General features: G+C 71.0%; 13 protein-coding genes. 8 read left to right on the top strand and 5 right to left on the bottom strand.

Features of this window, described 5'->3' with window-relative positions; translation table 11 throughout:
• The first annotated feature begins 127 nt into the window (after positions 1 to 127).
• The 4 genes from ACN28F_RS28375 to ACN28F_RS28360 all read left to right on the top strand — a co-directional run bounded on the left by ACN28F_RS28375 (position 128) and on the right by ACN28F_RS28360 (position 4849).
• Complete coding sequence (locus ACN28F_RS28375; protein WP_421360519.1) at positions 128 to 1897, top strand: fatty acyl-AMP ligase; 1770 nt, start codon at positions 128 to 130, stop codon at positions 1895 to 1897.
• Positions 1898 to 2008: 111 nt separating this feature from the next.
• Positions 2009 to 2164 (top strand): hypothetical protein, encoded by a 156-nt coding sequence (locus ACN28F_RS28370; RefSeq protein WP_282228083.1) that lies wholly within the window; start codon positions 2009 to 2011, stop codon positions 2162 to 2164.
• A 101-nt stretch (positions 2165 to 2265) separates the two neighbouring features.
• Positions 2266 to 2865 (top strand): LemA family protein, encoded by a 600-nt coding sequence (locus ACN28F_RS28365; protein ID WP_289205511.1) that lies wholly within the window; start codon positions 2266 to 2268, stop codon positions 2863 to 2865.
• A gap of 4 nt (positions 2866 to 2869) precedes the next feature.
• On the top strand, positions 2870 to 4849 hold the full coding sequence (locus tag ACN28F_RS28360; RefSeq protein WP_289205510.1) for a M48 family metallopeptidase: 1980 nt from the start codon (positions 2870 to 2872) through the stop codon (positions 4847 to 4849).
• 109 nt (positions 4850 to 4958) lie between these two features.
• On the opposite strand, the gene ACN28F_RS28355 is transcribed toward ACN28F_RS28360, so the two are convergent.
• Both ACN28F_RS28355 and ACN28F_RS28350 read right to left on the bottom strand, forming a co-directional pair.
• Entirely contained in the window at positions 4959 to 5138 is a 180-nt protein-coding gene (locus tag ACN28F_RS28355) for a DUF397 domain-containing protein (RefSeq protein WP_289205509.1), read from the bottom strand.
• Positions 5135 to 5989, bottom strand: coding sequence for a helix-turn-helix domain-containing protein (locus tag ACN28F_RS28350; RefSeq protein ID WP_289205508.1), 855 nt, complete (start codon positions 5987 to 5989; stop codon positions 5135 to 5137). The genes ACN28F_RS28355 and ACN28F_RS28350 overlap by 4 nt, the downstream gene beginning before the upstream one ends.
• Before the next feature lie 183 nt (positions 5990 to 6172).
• On the opposite strand from ACN28F_RS28350, the gene ACN28F_RS28345 reads away from it, so the two are divergent.
• Together ACN28F_RS28345 and ACN28F_RS28340 are read left to right on the top strand one after the other, a co-directional pair.
• Positions 6173 to 6544: a hypothetical protein gene (locus ACN28F_RS28345; RefSeq protein WP_421360515.1), complete on the top strand. Its 372-nt coding sequence runs from the start codon at positions 6173 to 6175 to the stop codon at positions 6542 to 6544.
• Positions 6529 to 7161: a GNAT family N-acetyltransferase gene (locus ACN28F_RS28340; protein WP_289205506.1), complete on the top strand. Its 633-nt coding sequence runs from the start codon at positions 6529 to 6531 to the stop codon at positions 7159 to 7161. Before ACN28F_RS28345 ends, ACN28F_RS28340 begins: the two co-directional genes overlap by 16 nt.
• Positions 7162 to 7347: 186 nt before the next feature.
• Here ACN28F_RS28340 and manD read toward each other — a convergent pair whose 3' ends face one another.
• Entirely contained in the window at positions 7348 to 8556 is a 1209-nt protein-coding gene (gene manD / locus ACN28F_RS28335) for a D-mannonate dehydratase ManD (protein ID WP_289205505.1), read from the bottom strand.
• 196 nt (positions 8557 to 8752) lie between these two features.
• Between manD and ACN28F_RS28330 the strand changes: the two genes are divergently transcribed.
• Positions 8753 to 10570 carry a carbohydrate-binding module family 20 domain-containing protein gene (locus ACN28F_RS28330; protein WP_289205504.1) on the top strand — a complete coding sequence of 606 codons (1818 nt, stop codon included), beginning with the start codon at positions 8753 to 8755 and terminating at the stop codon, positions 10568 to 10570.
• 36 nt (positions 10571 to 10606) lie between these two features.
• Entirely contained in the window at positions 10607 to 11656 is a 1050-nt protein-coding gene (locus tag ACN28F_RS28325; RefSeq protein WP_289205503.1) for an LLM class flavin-dependent oxidoreductase, read from the top strand.
• 184 nt (positions 11657 to 11840) lie between these two features.
• Here the strand turns inward: ACN28F_RS28325 and ACN28F_RS28320 are convergent, their stop codons facing one another.
• Together ACN28F_RS28320 and ACN28F_RS28315 are read right to left on the bottom strand one after the other, a co-directional pair.
• Positions 11841 to 14186, bottom strand: coding sequence for a cellulose binding domain-containing protein (locus tag ACN28F_RS28320; protein ID WP_421360511.1), 2346 nt, complete (start codon positions 14184 to 14186; stop codon positions 11841 to 11843).
• 202 nt (positions 14187 to 14388) lie between these two features.
• Complete coding sequence (locus tag ACN28F_RS28315; protein WP_421360509.1) at positions 14389 to 16416, bottom strand: beta-galactosidase; 2028 nt, start codon at positions 16414 to 16416, stop codon at positions 14389 to 14391.
• Positions 16417 to 16472: the final 56 nt, after the last annotated feature.

The following is a 16472-nucleotide window of genomic DNA, read 5'->3' as shown; positions in this document are numbered from 1 at the left end:
GGTGTGCCGCACGGCTGCCCGGTCGAGTCCGCTGCGGGCGTCGCCACCAGTCGCCGTCGCGCCGCCCTCGAGATCCGACCGGGATGGTGCATGCAGGCCCGTCGGTCGAGTGCGAGGGAGATCCGCCGTGCGTACACCTGTGGTCGCCGAGGCGCGGCCGACCCACACCCTGGCCGGTGACCTGCTGGACCGGGCGCGCCGGCACGGTGCCCGGCACGCCGTCGAGTTCACCATTGGTGACGGCCGGTGGTCGACGGTGACCTACGCCGAGCTGGCCGGGCGGGCGGCCGCGCTGGCCCGGGTGCTGCCGGCGGCGGGTACGGGCGACCGGCCCCGGTTCGTGCTGATCATGCTGCCCAACGGGCTGGACTACGTGGTCAGCGTGTACGCGTGCCTGCTGGCCGGGGTGGTCGCCGTACCGTTCTATCCGCCGAGCGTGCTGACCGCCCGCACGGCCCGGGTGTTCAGCCAACGGCTGCAGGAGATCCACCGCGACTGCGCACCCGATGTCGTGGTGCTCGCCGAGGATCAGGCCGGGTTCGTGGCGGACGCGCTGGCCCCGGCGTACCGCGACGGGTCCGGACCGGTGCTGATCACGGCCGGTGAGCTGCCGGCGGCGGTGGACCCGGCCGGGGTGGCGGTGCGCGCGGGCGGCGCGGACCTGGCGGTGCTGCAGTACACCTCCGGTTCGACCCGGACCCCCAGCGGGGTGATGCTCAGCCACGACAACCTGGTCGCCAACGTCCGGGCGCTGGCGGCGAAGACGTCGGCGGCCGAGGGCGAGGCGGCGGTGTCCTGGCTGCCGCTGTTTCACGATCTGGGCCTGATCGGGATGCTGTTCGGCGCGGTGCACGCCGGGATGACGCTGCATCTGACCACCCCGGCGGCGTTCGTCCGCCGGCCGATGCTCTGGCTGGAGATGATCGACCGGGCGCGGGCCTGCCTGACGATGGCACCGAACTTCGCCTTCGACCTGGCGGCGCGGGCCAGTGGCCGCAGCGACCGCCGGCTCGACCTGTCCAGCCTGCGGCTGGCGGTCAACGGTGCCGAGCCGGTGCGGCACAGCACCGTCGCCGCGTTCACGTCGGCGTTGCGCGACTGGGGGCTGCGTCCGTCGGCGGTGGTCCCCGGGTACGGCCTGGCCGAAGCGACCCTGTCGGTGACGGTGGGTGACTATCGGCGGCCGCCGCGCCTGCTGCGGGTCTGCGCCGACCGGCTGCGGCGCGACGGCGTGGCGGTGCCACCGGGCGACGATGATGCGGTCACCGTGCTGGTCGGCTGCGGGACCGACGTGGTCGACACCGAGTCGGTGATCGTCGATCCTGACCGGCTGACGCCGTGCCCGCCGGGGACGGTCGGCGAGGTCTGGGTCACCGGGCCGGGGGTGGCGGGCGGTTACTGGGGCCAGCCGGAGCGCTCGGCCGCGACGTTTCGCCCCGGGCCGGCGGACGACCGGCGACGGTTCGTCCGTACCGGCGATCTCGGCGTCAAGATCGACAGTACGTTGTACCTGGTCGGCCGGGTCAAGGACATGATCATCCAGCGTGGGGTGAACCACTGCCCGCAGGATGTGGAGTACGCGGCGGAGTGTGCCCATCCGGCGCTGCGCCCCGGCGGCACGGTCGTGTTCGGCACCGAGCCGGACGGCAGCGGCCCGGTGGTGGTCCTCTGCGAGTTGGAACGCTACCTCGGCGGTCCGGCGTACCCGGCGATCCTGGCCTCGGTCCGCGCGGCCCTGGCCGAGGAGTTCGGCCTGGACATCGCCACGGTCGGCCTGGTCCGCAAGGGCCAGGTCCCGAAGACGACCAGCGGCAAGGTCCGGCGGCGGGCCAGCGCGCAACGCTGGCGGGAGGACGGCTTCACGGTGCTGGCCCGCTCGCCGGCGGCCGTCGGCTGAGGCCGCCCCGGACCCCGTACCAAGAGGCCGGCTGCCCGCTGCCGGGAGGATTCGACCTGCCGTGGATGGGGAAGGTTGACCGACGGACGGTCCCGCTACCCGGAGGTCACCATGCGTTCTCTGCTCATCGCCGTCGCGGTCGTCGCGGTGGTCCTGCTGGTCCTCGGCGCGGTGCTGGAGGCACTGCGGTTCCTGCTGGTCCTCGGCCTGGTGGCGCTGGTGGTGGCACTGGTTCTCGGATTCGTCGGCAACCGCACCCGCACCTGAGTCGACCAGCGGAAATCACCGTTCGTGCAGGTGACGTAGGCTCGCGGGCAACAGCAGCAGGTGCGGCAGCGGCAGTGCCGGCGCGGCGGGAGCAGGAGGACATGGAACTTGTCATCGGACTTTTCTGCCTGATTTCCATCATCGTGGTGGCTTTCGGCGGATACGCCGTGATGGTGTACAACGGCCTGGTCACCGCGCGGAACGCGTACCGCAACGGGTTCGCCCAGATCGACGTCCAGCTGACCCGGCGCCACGACCTCATCCCCAACCTGGTCGAGGTCGCCAAGGGGTACATGAAGCATGAACGCGAGGCGCTCGAAGCGGTGATCGCCGCCCGCAGCGGCGCGGTCCAGGCGCAGGGCGCCGCCACCGGTAAACCGGGCGATCCGGCCGCCATGCAGCAGCTCGCCGGCGCGGAGAACATGCTGACCCAGAGCCTGGGCCGGCTCTTCGCCCTCTCCGAGGCGTACCCCGACCTCAAGGCCAACCAGAACATGATGCAGTTGACCGAGGAGCTGACCTCCACGGAGAACCGGGTCGCCTTCGCCCGGCAGGCGTACAACGACGCGGTCATGACGTACAACAACAAGCGGGAACGCTTCCCCGGCAGCATCGTGGCGAACATGTTCTCCTTCGGCCCGGCCGCCCTGTTCGAGGTCGACGACCCGCAGCAGCGGCAGGCTCCCCAGGTGAACTTCTGACCGGATGAACTTCTTCGAACGCCAACGCCAGGTCCGCCGGGTCTCCGCCCGGCTGGTCGCACTGTTCATCGTCGCTGTGGTGGGCATCGTCGCCGTGGTCGACCTGGCCGCGGTGCTCGTCTTCGACGCCGCGTCGATGCCACCGGCCCAGCTCGCCGGCCTGCTGGTCGTGACCAGCCTGGCGACCGTCGCGGTGATCGGCCTGGCGGCGCTGGTGCGCACCGTCACGCTGCGCGGCGGCGGCGGGCGGGTCGCCCGGGAACTCGGCGGCGTGCCGGTGCCACCGGACACCACCGATCCGCAGCTGCGCCGCCTGCGCAACGTGGTGGAGGAGATCGCCATCGCGTCGAGCGTGCCGGTGCCGGAGATCTACCTGCTGCCGCGTGAGGAGGGGATCAACGCGTTCGCCGCCGGCTGGTCGACCTCCGACGCGGCCATCGCGGTCACCCGGGGCACCCTGGAACGGCTCAACCGCGACGAACTGCAGGGCGTCATCGCCCACGAGTTCAGCCACGTGGTCAACGGCGACATGCGGCTGAACATCCGGTTGATGGGGCTGCTGTTCGGCATCCTGTTCCTGGCGGTGATCGGGCGCGGGCTGCTACGCACCGGATTCGTCAGCGGCGGCCGCTCCCGCGGCGACAACAAGGGCGGCAACCCGCTGCCGCTGCTCGGGCTCGCCATGGTCGCCGCCGGGTACGTCGGTGTGCTGGTCGGCCGGCTGATCAAGGCGTCGGTGTCGCGGCAGCGCGAGTATCTCGCCGACGCCTCGGCGGTGCAGTTCACCCGGCAGACCGCCGGGCTCGCCGGCGCGCTGAAGAAGATCGGCGGGCTGCCGTCCGGGTCGGCGCTGGCCAGCCCGAAGTCCGAAGAGGTCGGCCACATGCTCTTCGGCTCCGGATCCCGGATGTCGGCGCTGTTCGCCACCCACCCGCCGATCGTCGACCGGATCCGGGCGTTGGAGCCGAGCTTCGACCCGGCCGAGTTGTCGGCGTTGGCGCGGCGCTGGGCCGCCGCACCGCCGTCCGGGCTGGCCGAGGACCGGGCGCTCGGGCTGACCGGCGGCACACTCAACGGCACCCCCGGCGGTGCACCCAACGGCCCCGGCGGCACACCCGACGGCCCCGCCGGTGCCGCGTTGCCCGCCGACGACGCCCGGGTGCCGATGGACCCGGCCCAGGTGGTCGACCGGATCGGCGCACCGCCGGCGAGCGCCTACCAGCACGCCGCCGACCTGCTCGCCCGGATCCCGCCGGAGCTGGCTGAGCAGGCCCGCCACCCGGACACGGTGGGGCCGTTGATCCTCGGCCTGCTGATGTCGGCCGACCCGCAGGTCCGCACCGGCCAGCACGCCGCCGTCGCCGCGCGGTACGGCGCCGCGCTCGCCGACGCCGCCTGGCAGGCCGGTGCGCGCACCGCCGGCCTGCACCCGATGCTGCGGCTGCCGCTGGCGGAGATCGCCTTTCCCGCGCTGGCGCAGCGGTCACCGGCCGACCGCGACGCGCTCGCCGACGCGATGGCCACCCTGATCCGGGCCGACGGGCGGATCAGCGTCTTCGAATACTGCCTGTCCCGGCTCGTCGGCGACGAGCTGCGCGAATCGCTGCGGCCATCGTCGCGGTCGGGCCACGGACGCCGTACGCTGCGCGCCAGCCAACCGGCCGTGCAGACGCTGCTCAGCGTGCTCGCCCAGGCCGGGCACCCGGATCCGGCCGCCGCGCAGCAGGCCTTCGCCGCCGGTGCCGCGCACGCCCTGCCCCAGGCATCCGCCCGGTTCACCCCGCCTGCGGGCGGCGTACTGGAGCTGGAATCGGTCTGGCCGGTCCTCGACGAGCTGCGCCCGGCGGAGAAGTCCCGGCTGGTGGCGGCGGCGGTCGCGGTGATCGGCCACGACGGGGTGATGACCGTGCCGGAGGTCGAGTTGCTACGGACGATCTGCCTGATCCTGCACAGCCCGCTCCCCCCGCTGCCGGTGCCGGCCTGACCACCACTCACCGCCGGACATGGCGTGTCCTAGGTGGGAGCCCCACCCGGCCCGTCACCGATGGGCGGGACTCCCTTAGACCTACAACCGATCACCTATTGCAGCTGGCTCAGTGTTTGGTGGGTACGTTGGTGATGAACGACCGCCAGACGGCCGGCGTGAAGGCAAGGGTGCCGCCATCGCGGTCCTTCGTGTCCCGCACGTACACCCGGCCTGGGATGTTGTCCGCCACCTCTAGGCAAGCCGTGGTGTCGGATCGGGTTGACTTGTGCCAGTTGGCACCGCTCATGTCCACTTCTCGGCCATCCTCACGATTAGTTCCCTGGTTTGCCGGCTCGAATGAGTATGCGCGCGGATGCACTCCCAGTCCCGATCAAGCTCCGCGACGTCGTCTGGTGACTCGACTACCTTGCCTCCCAGCCGACCCTCCGCGTATCCGACCCCTCTCGCTTCCACAGTGGCGATAGCGAACGGGCCGTCGAGACCAGGGTAGGCCCCGGTGGCGGTCGGCACCACATGGATGATCACGTTTGGTCGGGTCGCAGCCACAGCAAGCGCGTTCAGCTGCTCCCGCATCACATCGGCATCGCCGACCTCCCGGTGCAGGACGTTCTCGTCAAGCACTGCCACCAAGCGGCATGGCTCCGGCTCCCGGTTGAGAATCTCCTGGCGGCCCAGCCGGGTAGCGATAGCCGCATCCTGTTGAGGACCGACGACATCGTACGAGGCGAGCAACGCTCGGGCGTACGCTTCCGTCTGCAGCAGGCCCGGCACCACGAGTGGTTGGAACAGCCGAATCATGCTGGCGCGAGCTTCATAGTCCACAAACTCGCGAAACCAGACCGGGTCCTGTTCACCGACAACGAACTCTCGGTAGAACTTCATGAACGTGGTGCCGAACACCTTGTCCACCATGCCCAGGTAGTTGGGCAGGGCAGGTCGCTCGCCGCGTTCGATCGAGCCGACGTGCTTTGCGGAGAAGTGGACCCGCTCGCCCCACGACTCCTGGGTAAGGCCCATCGACTCACGCACTCGACGTAGCTCCGATATCAGATACTCGCTACCGCTCACAAGCCCTTCACTTCCCTCGGCTTCCCTCGTGATGACCAATGCGTTGGCGGCATCGGCGTCCCGCCGCACACGGGGTCACCAGACATGTTCCGCCAACCAGGATTCCGAGTCCAGGGTGGATGTGTCGACAAGTTGCCTATACAAAAGGATCTTGACTGTGCGAAGTAGCGACGCAATCGACGAACAAGCTTCAGCTGGACCTTGGAAACGCCTGCTTCGTGGGTCGATACGTGGTGCTCGGATGAGCCGGCGGTGGTCGCGGTGAAAGAGCAGTTGCGGGACCTGGCCGCCGCCGGTGGTGGGGTGCTGGTCGTCCGCCACGACGGGCGACCTCGGGTCGGCCCGGTCGGCGGTACGGCGTACCGCGATGTGACCGGTGTGGAGCCGGCGGCCGACAGCAGCGGTGGTGGTCATGTGGCGGTGCGGCCGTCGTGGTCGTGTGCCGGCTGCGGCGAGGCGTGGCCGTGTGCGGTGGCGCGGGTCGAGTTGGCGGGGGTGTTCGGGCCGGTCGCGTTGGCGACGTACGCGGTGGAGCGGATGACCGAGGCGGCGTTCGACCTGCCCGACGTGACGGCGGCGGAGTTGTTCGACCGGTTCCTGGTGTGGACGTGGCGGCCGTGCTGACCGTACGGGCCGCGACGGCCGCCGATGTGGAGCCGTTGGGGGAGTTGTTGGCGCAGGCGTGTGTGGTGGATCCGGTGGTGGCGTGGCTGATCAATGATCACGCGCTGCGGTATCTGACGATGCACCAGTTCTTCACCGCCGAGCTGGAGTTCGGCGTACGGCACGGGATCGTCGATGTGGTCGGGCACTGCGACGGGGTGGCGATCTGGTATCCGCACCCGGCGGACCGGCTGCTGGGTGCGGAGCATCAGCGGCGCCGGTTGCGGTCCTGCGGTGACCGGCACGGACCGTACGCGCACTACACGTTCACCGCCGGCCGCCTCGAACCGACCGGCCCGCACCACCACCTGGCGTTCCTGGCGGCGGCACCCTGGCTGAGACGCCAAGGGATCGGGTCGACGCTGCTGGCCGCGCATCATGCCCGGCTCGACCGGATCGGGATGCCGGCGGTGGTCGAGGCGAGCAGCGTACGGCAGCGGGCGTTCTACGAACACCACGGCTACCGCGTCGTACGGGTCGCGCACCTGCCGGCGGGCGGGCCGCCGTTGTGGGCGATGCGCCGCTCCGGCGACCCGGTCGGCCAACCGCCGATGGCCGCAGCACTGCGCGTCGGCTGACCATGTCCATCGACACCGCATCGAGGTGAGGCCTCTCCACGTCACGAGGCAGGATTGACGTGGACAGGCCTCACCTCGATGGTGGACGGCGAGGGCACATCGACACCTGGGCGGGACAGGTGGTCCCCTGGGGTGATCGGGCTCGACGTGGCCACCGGCCGCCGTCTGTGGCAGTCGCGCGCGGCGTCACCAGTTGTGCATCGACCCGTCGGTGAGGCGGTTGACCGGCAGCGACGCCGGCGCGTACGGGTAGCGCGCAGCCGCCTCCTCGTCGATGTCGACGCCGAGCCCGGGTTCCTCGCCGGGGTGCAGGTAGCCGTCGGCGTAGTGGTACGAGTGCGGGAAGACCTCGTCGGTGGCCTCGGTGTGCCGCATGTACTCCTGCAGGCCGAAGTTGGGGATGCTCAGGTCGACGTGCAGCGCGGCGGACATGCAGACCGGCGACAGGTCGGTGGCGCCGTGCGAACCGCTGCGGACGTGGTGCAGCGCGGCCAGGTCGAAGATCCGCCGCAGGTGGCTGATCCCGCCGGCACGCACCACCGTGGTCCGTACATAGTCGATGAGCTGTTCTTTGATCAGCTGCTGGCAGTCGAAGATGGAGTTGAAGACCTCGCCGACCGCGATCGGGGTGGTGGTGTGCTGACGGATCAGCCGGAAGCCCTCCTGCAACTCGGCGGGGACCGGGTCCTCCAGCCAGGTCAGCCGGTACGGCTCCAGGTCCTTACCGAGGCGGGCGGCCTCGATCGGGGTCAGTCGGTGGTGGACGTCGTGCAGCAGTTTCAGGTGCGGGCCGAACTCGTCGCGGACCGCCGCGAAGACCTGCGGGGTGTGCACCAGGTAGCGTTCGGTGGACCAGGTGGTCTCGGTGGGGATCGCCGCGTCGGCGGGCTCGTAGAACATCCGGTCCTTGCCGACCCCGTACGTCGCTGGCAGGCCGGGTACGGCGGTCTGCACCCGGACGGCCCGGTAGCCGAGGTCGACGTAGCGGGCCACCTCGGCGAGCACCTCCGGGACGGTTTCGGCATTGGCGTGGCCGTAGACGGTGACGCCGTCGCGGCAGCGGCCGCCGAGCAACTGGTAGACCGGTAGTCCGGCGACCTTGCCCTTGATGTCCCACAGTGCGGTGTCGACGGCAGCAATCGCGCTCATCGTGACCGGACCGCGCCGCCAGTACGCCCCCCGGTACAGGTACTGCCAGGTGTCCTCGATGCGGGCCGCGTCGCGCCCGATCAGGGTCGGCACCACGTGGTCGCGCAGGTAGCTGGCGACGGCCAGTTCGCGGCCGTTGAGGGTGGCGTCGCCGACGCCGGTCACCCCGTCGTCGGTGACGATCTTCAACGTGACGAAGTTACGTCCCGGGCAGGTCACGATCACCCGGGCATCGACGATCCGCATCAGCCTGACTCCTCCGCTCGGCGACGGCGTCGGCAACGGCGTCAGCTGCCGCTCGCCCGCCCGCAGAGGCTATCCGAACTCTTGACGTGGCGTTCATCTATCTCTACGTTGGCCTGCAAGAGTTTCCAGCAAGTTACAGACTTCTTGCAGCAATGGAAGTAAGGGCTTGCGGACCATCACCGCCTGGAGGAAACCCGTGCCCACCGACACCACCCGCCGACGACGGCTACTCGTCGGACTCGCCGCGCTCACCCTGCTGGTGAGCACCGCCGTCGTCACCGCCGGCGCCGCCACCCGGACCACCACCGCCGACGCCGCCCCGCAGGGCGACCGGGACGTCACGGCGGTGCTGTTCTCCTGGCGCTTCGACTCGATCGCCCGCGAGTGCCGCGACACCCTCGGCCCACTCGGCTACGGCTACGTTCAGGTCTCCCCGCCGCAGGAGCACATCCAGGGCGGCCAGTGGTGGACCGCGTACCAGCCGGTCAGCTACACGATCGCCGGTCGGCTCGGCGACCGGGCCGCGTTCAGGTCGATGGTGGACACCTGCCACGCCGCCGGGGTCAAGGTGATCGTCGACGCCGTCGTCAACCACATGAGCGCCGGATCGGGCACCGGCACCGGCGGTACGGCGTACGGCAAGTACACCTACCCCGGCATCTACCAGGAACAGGACTTCCACTCCTGCCGCAGCCGAATCGCCGACTACCGCAACCGCTACGACGTGCAGGAGTGCGAACTCGTCGGCCTGTCCGACCTGAACACCGGCAGTGACTACGTGCGTGGCCGGATCGCCGCGTACCTGTCGGACCTGCTCTCTCTCGGCGTGGACGGCTTCCGCATCGACGCCGCCAAGCACATCGCAGCGGCCGACCTGGCCGCCATCCGGTCGAAGATGAGCGACCCGAACGCCTACTGGGTCCAGGAGGTCATCCACGGCGCGGGTGAGGCGGTGCAGCCCGAGGAGTACCTCGGCAGCGGTGACGTGCAGGAATTCCGGTACGCCCGGGACCTGCGCCGAATCTTCCTCAACGAACGCCTCGCCTACCTGCGCGACATCGGCCCCACCTGGGGTTACCTGCCCAGTGGTCAGGCCGGCGTCTTCGTCGACAACCACGACACCGAACGCGGCGGTGACACCCTCAGCTACCGCGACGGCTCCACGTACACCCTGGCCAGCGTCTTCACCCTGGCCTGGACGTACGGGTCGCCGCACGTGCACTCCGGCTACGAATTCAGCGACTTCGACGCCGGCCCGCCCAACGGCGGCACCGTCACCGCCTGCTACGCCGACGGTTGGCGCTGCCAGCACAAGTGGCGGCAGATCGCCAACATGGTCGCCTTCCGCACCGCCGCGCACGGCACCGGTGTCGTCAACTGGTGGGACAACGGCAACAACCAGATCGCCTTCGGCCGGGGCAACCGCGCCTACGTGGCGATCAACAAGGAAGGCTCGACGCTGACCCGGACCTTCCAGACGTCGATGCCGGCCGGCACCTACTGCGACGTGCAGCACGGCGACCCCACCCCGGGTGGCGGCTGCACCGGGCCGACCGTGACGGTCGACGCCGCCGGCCGGTTCACCGCCAGCGTGCCGGCCAACGACGCGCTCGCGATCCACGTCGGCGCCCCGGCCGGGCCGGGCACCGGGCCGACCCCGACCCCGACCGGCAGCCCGACCCCGACCGGCAGCCCGACCAGCACGCCACCGCCGAACGGCACCAGCACGGCCGCGTTCGCGGTGACCGCCACCACCAGCTGGGGGCAGAACATCTTCGTCGTCGGTGACCTCAGCGCGCTCGGCGGCTGGGACCCGGCGCGGGCGGTGCCGCTGTCGGCGGCCAGCTACCCGGTCTGGCAGGGCACGGTCAGCCTGCCGGCCGGCACCACGTTCGCGTACAAGTATCTGCGCAAGAACCCGGACGGCACCGTCACCTGGGAGAGCGGAGCCAACCGCAGCGCCACCGCGCCCGCCGGTGGGGCGGTCACTCTCACCGACACCTGGCGCAACTGACCAGGGCGTACGGGAAGATCGCGGCCGGGTGCCGGGTTGGGCTGGAGTGTGATCGACGTACCGCTCTCCGTCCTCGACCTGGCCCCGGTCGCCGCCGGCGGCACCGCCGGCGAAGCCCTGCGGCACACCACCGAGCTGGCCCGCCGGGTCGAACAGCTCGGCTACCGCCGGTTCTGGGTCGCTGAACACCACAACATGCCGGCCATCGCCAGTGCCGCGCCACCTGTGCTGCTCGCCCACCTGGCCGCCGCCACCTCGACGATCCGGGTCGGCTCCGGTGGGGTGATGCTGCCCAACCATCCACCGTTGGTGGTCGCCGAGCAGTTCGGCACCCTGGAGGCGCTGCACCCTGGCCGCGTCGACCTGGGCATCGGCCGGGCACCCGGCACCGACCAGGCCACCGCCCTGGCGCTGCGGCGGACGATGGCCGGGCTCAACGCCGAGGCGTTCCCGCAAGAGCTGGCCGCCCTGATCGGCTACTTCCGGGGCGATCCCGGCCCGATCACCGCCACGCCGGGCGCGGGGCAGATGCCGGCGATCTGGCTGCTCGGCTCCAGCGGCTTCAGCGCCCAACTGGCCGGCACCCTCGGTCTACCGTTCTCCTTCGCCCACCATTTCAGCCCGGCCAACACCTTGGCGGCGCTGGCGCTGTACCGGCAGCATTTCCGCCCGTCGCAGTGGTTGGACCGGCCGTACGCGATGGTCGCGGTCAACGTGGTCTGCGCCGACACCGACGAGCAGGCCGAGTGGTTGTCCGGCCCGGCCGGGCTGTCGTTCCTGCGGCTGCGCTCCGGCCGGCCGGAGCCGCTGGCCAGCCCGGCGGAGGCCGCCGCCTACCCGTACACCGAACATGAGCGTGAGTTCGTCCGGCAGCGCCGCGACGGTCAGGCGATCGGTTCGCCGGACACCGTCGCCCGGGCGTTGACCGAGCTGCGCGGGCGCACCGGAGCGGACGAGCTGATGCTGACCACCCTGGTCTACGACATCGCCGACCGGGTGCGCTCCTTCGAGCTGGTCATGGCGGCGGTCGGGCGGACGGGCGTCGGTGCCGCAGGGCACCGCGACGCCGACAATGATGATCAATAGCTGGAAACAGGAGTTTCATCAGCTGGTCACCGCCGCGCGATGGTCGCCTGGCACTCTTTGAGTCAGGTGATGGTTCGACGCACGAGATCACGCGTGGGGTGGATGTCGTCGCGTCCGCCGCAGGGGGGTCCGGGTTCCGGTCCCCCCTGCGGCGCATCTCGCTTCCCGTTCCCTCGCTACCCGGTCACGGCAGGTAGACGTTCGGCACCGGCGGCGTCGCCATGTTGTTGCCGATGAAGAACGACGGGTGCGGCGGCTGGTTGTAGGCGGTGTTCTGCCAGGCGACCGCGACCCGGTACTGCGGGTCGTGCATCAAGGTGTGCACGCGGCGGTCGGTGGTGTGCGGCGTGGCGTAGATCCGCAGCGCCCGGGAGTCGGACGTCCGCCAGATCACCTCTTCCCGCCAGTCGCCGAACAGGTCCGCCGACAGCGCCGGGGTGGCCTTGGTGCCGTTGTTCGACGCCACGTCGGCACCGGTGAGCAGCCGGGTGTCGCCGGAGGTGCCGTACTTGTCGATCCGGGTCTGGTCCAGCAGCTCGCGGACCGGGTCGCCGTCCCACCAGATCACGAAGTTGGCCGACGACGGCTTGCGCCCGACGTTGGCACCGGACGGCGACCGCAGTTCGCTGACCGCCGACGACCAGGACTCGGCGCCGGCGCTACCGGCCCAGATGTCCGCCGACACGCCCCGACCGTTGTCGCCGCCGGTGGCGGTCTGCCAGATGATCTGCCCGGTACGCGCGTCGATCAGCGCCGACGACGGCTTCGCCCCGTCCTCCTGGACCTTGAAGTACTCCAGCCCGGCCCGGCCCGGGTCGAGGTCACCGACGTGGCCGGCGTCGCCGTGGTTGAGGCTGGTGTTCCACAGGCCGCGACCGTTGTCGTCGATGGTGGCACCACCGAAGACGATTTCGTCGCGGCCGTCGCGGTCGACGTCGGCGATGGACAGCGAGTGGTTGCCCTGCCCGGCGTACCCGCCGTTGCCGGAGGTGTTGGAGTCGAACACCCACCGCTGGGTGAGGCTGCCGTTACGGAAGTCCCACGCGACGACGACGGTCCGGGTGTAGTAGCCCCGCGACATGATCAACGACGGGCGCTGGCCGTCCAGGTACGCCGTACCGGCGAGGAAGCGGTCCACCCGGTTGCCGTACGAGTCGCCCCACGACGACACGGTGCCCCGGGCCGGTACGTAGTTGACGGTGGACATCGCCGCGCCGGTCTGACCGTTGAACATGGTCAGGAACTCCGGCCCGGACAGTACGTAGCCCGACGAGTTGCGGTAGTCGGCGCTGGCCGAGCCGATCACCGTGCCCCGGCCGTCGCGGGTGCCGTCGGCGGTCTTCATCGCCACCTCGGCCCGGCCGTCGCCGTCGTAGTCGTAGACCTGGAACTGGGTGTAGTGGGCACCGGCCCGGATGTTGCGGCCCAGGTCGACGCGCCACAGCCGGGTGCCGGTCAGTTCGTACGCGTCGACGTAGACGTTGCCGGTGTAGCCGGACTGGGAGTTGTCCTTGGCGTTGGACGGATCCCACTTGAGCACGATCTCGTACTGCCCGTCACCGTCGAGGTCGCCGACGCTGGCGTCGTTGGCCGAGTAGCTGTACCATTCCCCCGACGGCGTGGTACCACCCGGTGGCACCTGCAGCGGCACGTCGAGGTAGCCGTTGGCGAAGGTCAGCGAGGCCGGCGACGGGGCCTGTTCGGTGCCGTCGACCACCGCGCGCACCGTGTAGCTGGCGTTCGACGCGGCACCGGGGTCGTAGTGGTTGGTCGAGCCGGTCACCGGCGACGAGGTGATCCGGGTGCCGCCCCGGTAGACGTGGAAGCCGAGGTTGGCCGGCTCGGTGCCCAGCAGCCGCCAGGAGACCAGGTTGCCGGAGCCGGACCGGACGCTGATCACGCCCCGGTCGAGCCGTTCCATCTGCTTGGCTCCCGGGCCCGGCACCGGCGGCGGGGTCGTCGGCGGTGGCGCGGTGGTCGGGGGTGCCGTGGTGGGCGGCGGTGCCGTGGTCGGGGGTGCCGTGGTCGGCGGGACGGTCGTCGGCGGGACGCCGGTGGTCGGGGCGACGCCGCCGGTGCAGGCGGTTCCGTTGAGTGCGAACGCCGTCGGGACCGGATTGCTGGTGGTCCAGGAGCCGTTGAAACCGAATTCGGTACGGGCGTTGGTGGCCAGGTTGCCGTTGTAGCTGACGTTGTCCGCGGTGATCTGGGCACCGTTGGCGACGACCGTGGCGTTCCATGCCTGGGTGATGGTCTGCCCGGCGCCGAAGCTCCAGGTCAGCCGCCAGGAGGTGAGCGGATCACCGAGGTTGGTGACGGCGACGCTGGCGCCGAAGCCGCCCGGCCACTGGCTGGTGATCCGGTAGTCGACGGCGCAGCCGGCGGCAGCAGCCGCCGAGCTGGCGACGACCGTGGTCGCGACACCGGCACCGGCGGTGAGCGCGGCCACGGTCAGCACCGCCGACAGCGACCGGCTCGACGATGATCCACGGGCAGGAGGGGACAGGGATGGCGGACGGGCACGACGCATGGAGGTCTCCGGGAGCGGACGGGCGCCACCGTCTGACGGACGGCCCGGCTGCCCGGCCGGGGTACGCCGGTGGCGCGTGCTGGATCAGGGTCGACCGGTGCGACGGTCGAGAAGGGTCGGCTCCCGTGCGGCCATCGTAGGGCAATCGCTTTCCTTCGATCAATGACCTGGTCCGAACAGCGGACCACCATTGTGAAACGGTTCAGTGCGCGCGGCGTCGGCGACGTCGCGGCGGCTGTTCCCGCAGCACCATCACCCCTCCTTCGGCGATGCGCACCGCCCCGCTGACCACCCTCGCGCTGACCAGGTCCTCGCCCCAGACGTCGACCTCGACCGGAGTGGTGCCGTGGTTGAACACGAACAGCCAGCGATCGTCGCCGGCCACCTTGCGGACAGCTTCGACCCCGGCCGGCGCGCCCGGCAGCACCGGCAGCACGCCCGCCTCGGCGGCGATCACCGCGAGCAGGTCGCGGTAGCCGTCGTCGTCCAACCGGGTGGACAGGTACCACGCCGTCCCGGCACCGACCCGGCGGCGGGTGACCGCCGGCTGGCCGGCCAGCACCCCGGCGGCGTAGCGCAGCACCGGGTCGGCGTCGGGCGCGGTGAGCCGTTCCTGCCAGAGCCGACCGGTCCGTCCGCCGGTCAGCCGTACCGTCGCCGCAGGCTCCAACGGCAGGAACTGTTCGGCCCGTACGCCGAGCAGGTCACGCAGCGCCCCGGGGTAGCCGCCGAGGCGCACCTGGGCCGCCGGATCGGCCACCCCGGACAGGTAGCTCACCACCAGATGTCCACCGTCGTGCACCCATGCGGCGACGGCATCGGCGACGGCGTCGCTCATCAGGTACAGGGCGGGCAGCACCAGCATCCGGTAGCCGGTCAGATCGAAGGTGGCCGCCGTCGGGCAGACCACGTCGGTGGTGACGCCGCACCGCCACAGGGCCCGGTACGCGGCGGCCACCTCGTCGGCGTACGAGATGTGCCGCGACGGCATGCCGGGATGCTGCAGTGCCCACCCGCTGGCGGCGTCCCAGCTGATCGCGGCGTGGGCCGCCACGGTGCCGGCGTCGGTCTCGGCCAGCCCGGTCAGCAGTTCGCCGAGGCGGGTCGTCGCCTGGAAGGTCCGGCTGTCGGCACCGGCGTGCGGGACCATCGCCGAGTGGAACACCTCCGCGCCGCCGCGCGGGGCCCGCCACTGGAAGAACATCGCGCCCCGGGAACCCCGGGCGACGTGGGCGAGACTGTGCCGCAGCATCCGGTCCGGTTCCTTGCCGGCGTAGACGCCCTCGGCGTACCGGTAGATCAGGTTCGGGGCGCTCTCCATCAGCAGCCACGGCCGGCGGCCGGCCCAGGACCGGGCCAGGTCGGCGGCGAACGCGGTCTGCTCCTCGGCGCGCCCGTCGGTCTCGCCCGGGTAGTGGTCGATGGCGACCAGGTCGACCTCGCTCGACCATCGGGCGTGGTCCACCGGCACCCAGTCGGCCAGGACGTAGTTGGTGGTCACCGGCACGTCCGGGGTGGCCCGGCGCAGCACGTCACGCTGCTCGACGTAGGCGGCGAGCAGTTCGTCGGACCAGAACCGTCGGAAGTCCAGCACCTGGGTGGGGTTGGCCAGGTACTGGGTGGCGCGGGGTACGTCGACCTGCGCCCAGTCGGAGTAGCTCTGGCTCCAGAACGAGCCGGTCCACGCCTGGTTGAGGCCGTCGAGGTCGCCGTAGCGCTCCCGCAGCCAGCGCCGGAACGCCGCGGCGGCGTGCGGGCAGTGGCAGATGGTGCCGTACTCGTTGTGCACGTGCCACATCGCCAACGCCGGGTGGTCGCGGTAGCGCTCGGCGAGCATCGTCGCGACGGCGCGGGCCGCGTCCCGGTACGCCGGGGCCGCCGCGCAGTAGGTGTCGCGGCTGCCGTGGTGCAGCCGTACGCCCTCGGCGGTGACCGGCAGCGCGTCGGGGTGGGCCAGGGAGAACCAGGGTGGCGGCGCGGCGGTGGGGGTGGCCAGCACGACCTTGACGCCGCCGTCGTGCAGCAGGTCCAGCACCCGGTCCAGCCAGTCCACGACGTACCGGCCAGGCTGTGGCTCCAGCCGGGACCAGGCGAACACGCCGACGGTCACCAGGTTGACCTGGGCCTTGCGCATCAGCGACACGTCCTCGACCCAGGTGGACTCCGGCCACTGCTCCGGGTTGTAGTCCCCGCCGTAGCAGAGTCCGTCGAGTCCATTCGGCCAGCGCATCGGCGCTCCCTCCGGCGTTGACAGTTTGTTGGGTTACCAAAGAAACTAATTTAGCC

Origin of the sequence: Solwaraspora sp. WMMA2101 (assembly GCF_049179175.1) — a bacterium.
Lineage (GTDB): Bacteria > Actinomycetota > Actinomycetes > Mycobacteriales > Micromonosporaceae > Micromonospora_E.
This window is presented reverse-complemented; position numbering and strand designations above follow the sequence as displayed.

Bases quoted from the DNA above. Each gene is read 5' to 3' on its own strand.
- ACN28F_RS28370 (WP_282228083.1), top strand. From the start codon at position 2,009: ATGCGTTCTCTGCTCATCGCCGTCGCGGTCGTCGCGGTGGTCCTGCTG.
- ACN28F_RS28365 (WP_289205511.1), top strand. From the start codon at position 2,266: ATGGAACTTGTCATCGGACTTTTCTGCCTGATTTCCATCATCGTGGTG.
- ACN28F_RS28360 (WP_289205510.1), top strand. From the start codon at position 2,870: ATGAACTTCTTCGAACGCCAACGCCAGGTCCGCCGGGTCTCCGCCCGG.
- ACN28F_RS28355 (WP_289205509.1), bottom strand. From the start codon at position 5,138: ATGAGCGGTGCCAACTGGCACAAGTCAACCCGATCCGACACCACGGCT.
- manD (WP_289205505.1), bottom strand. From the start codon at position 8,556: ATGCGGATCGTCGATGCCCGGGTGATCGTGACCTGCCCGGGACGTAAC.
- ACN28F_RS28320 (WP_421360511.1), bottom strand. From the start codon at position 14,186: ATGCGTCGTGCCCGTCCGCCATCCCTGTCCCCTCCTGCCCGTGGATCA.
- ACN28F_RS28315 (WP_421360509.1), bottom strand. From the start codon at position 16,416: ATGCGCTGGCCGAATGGACTCGACGGACTCTGCTACGGCGGGGACTAC.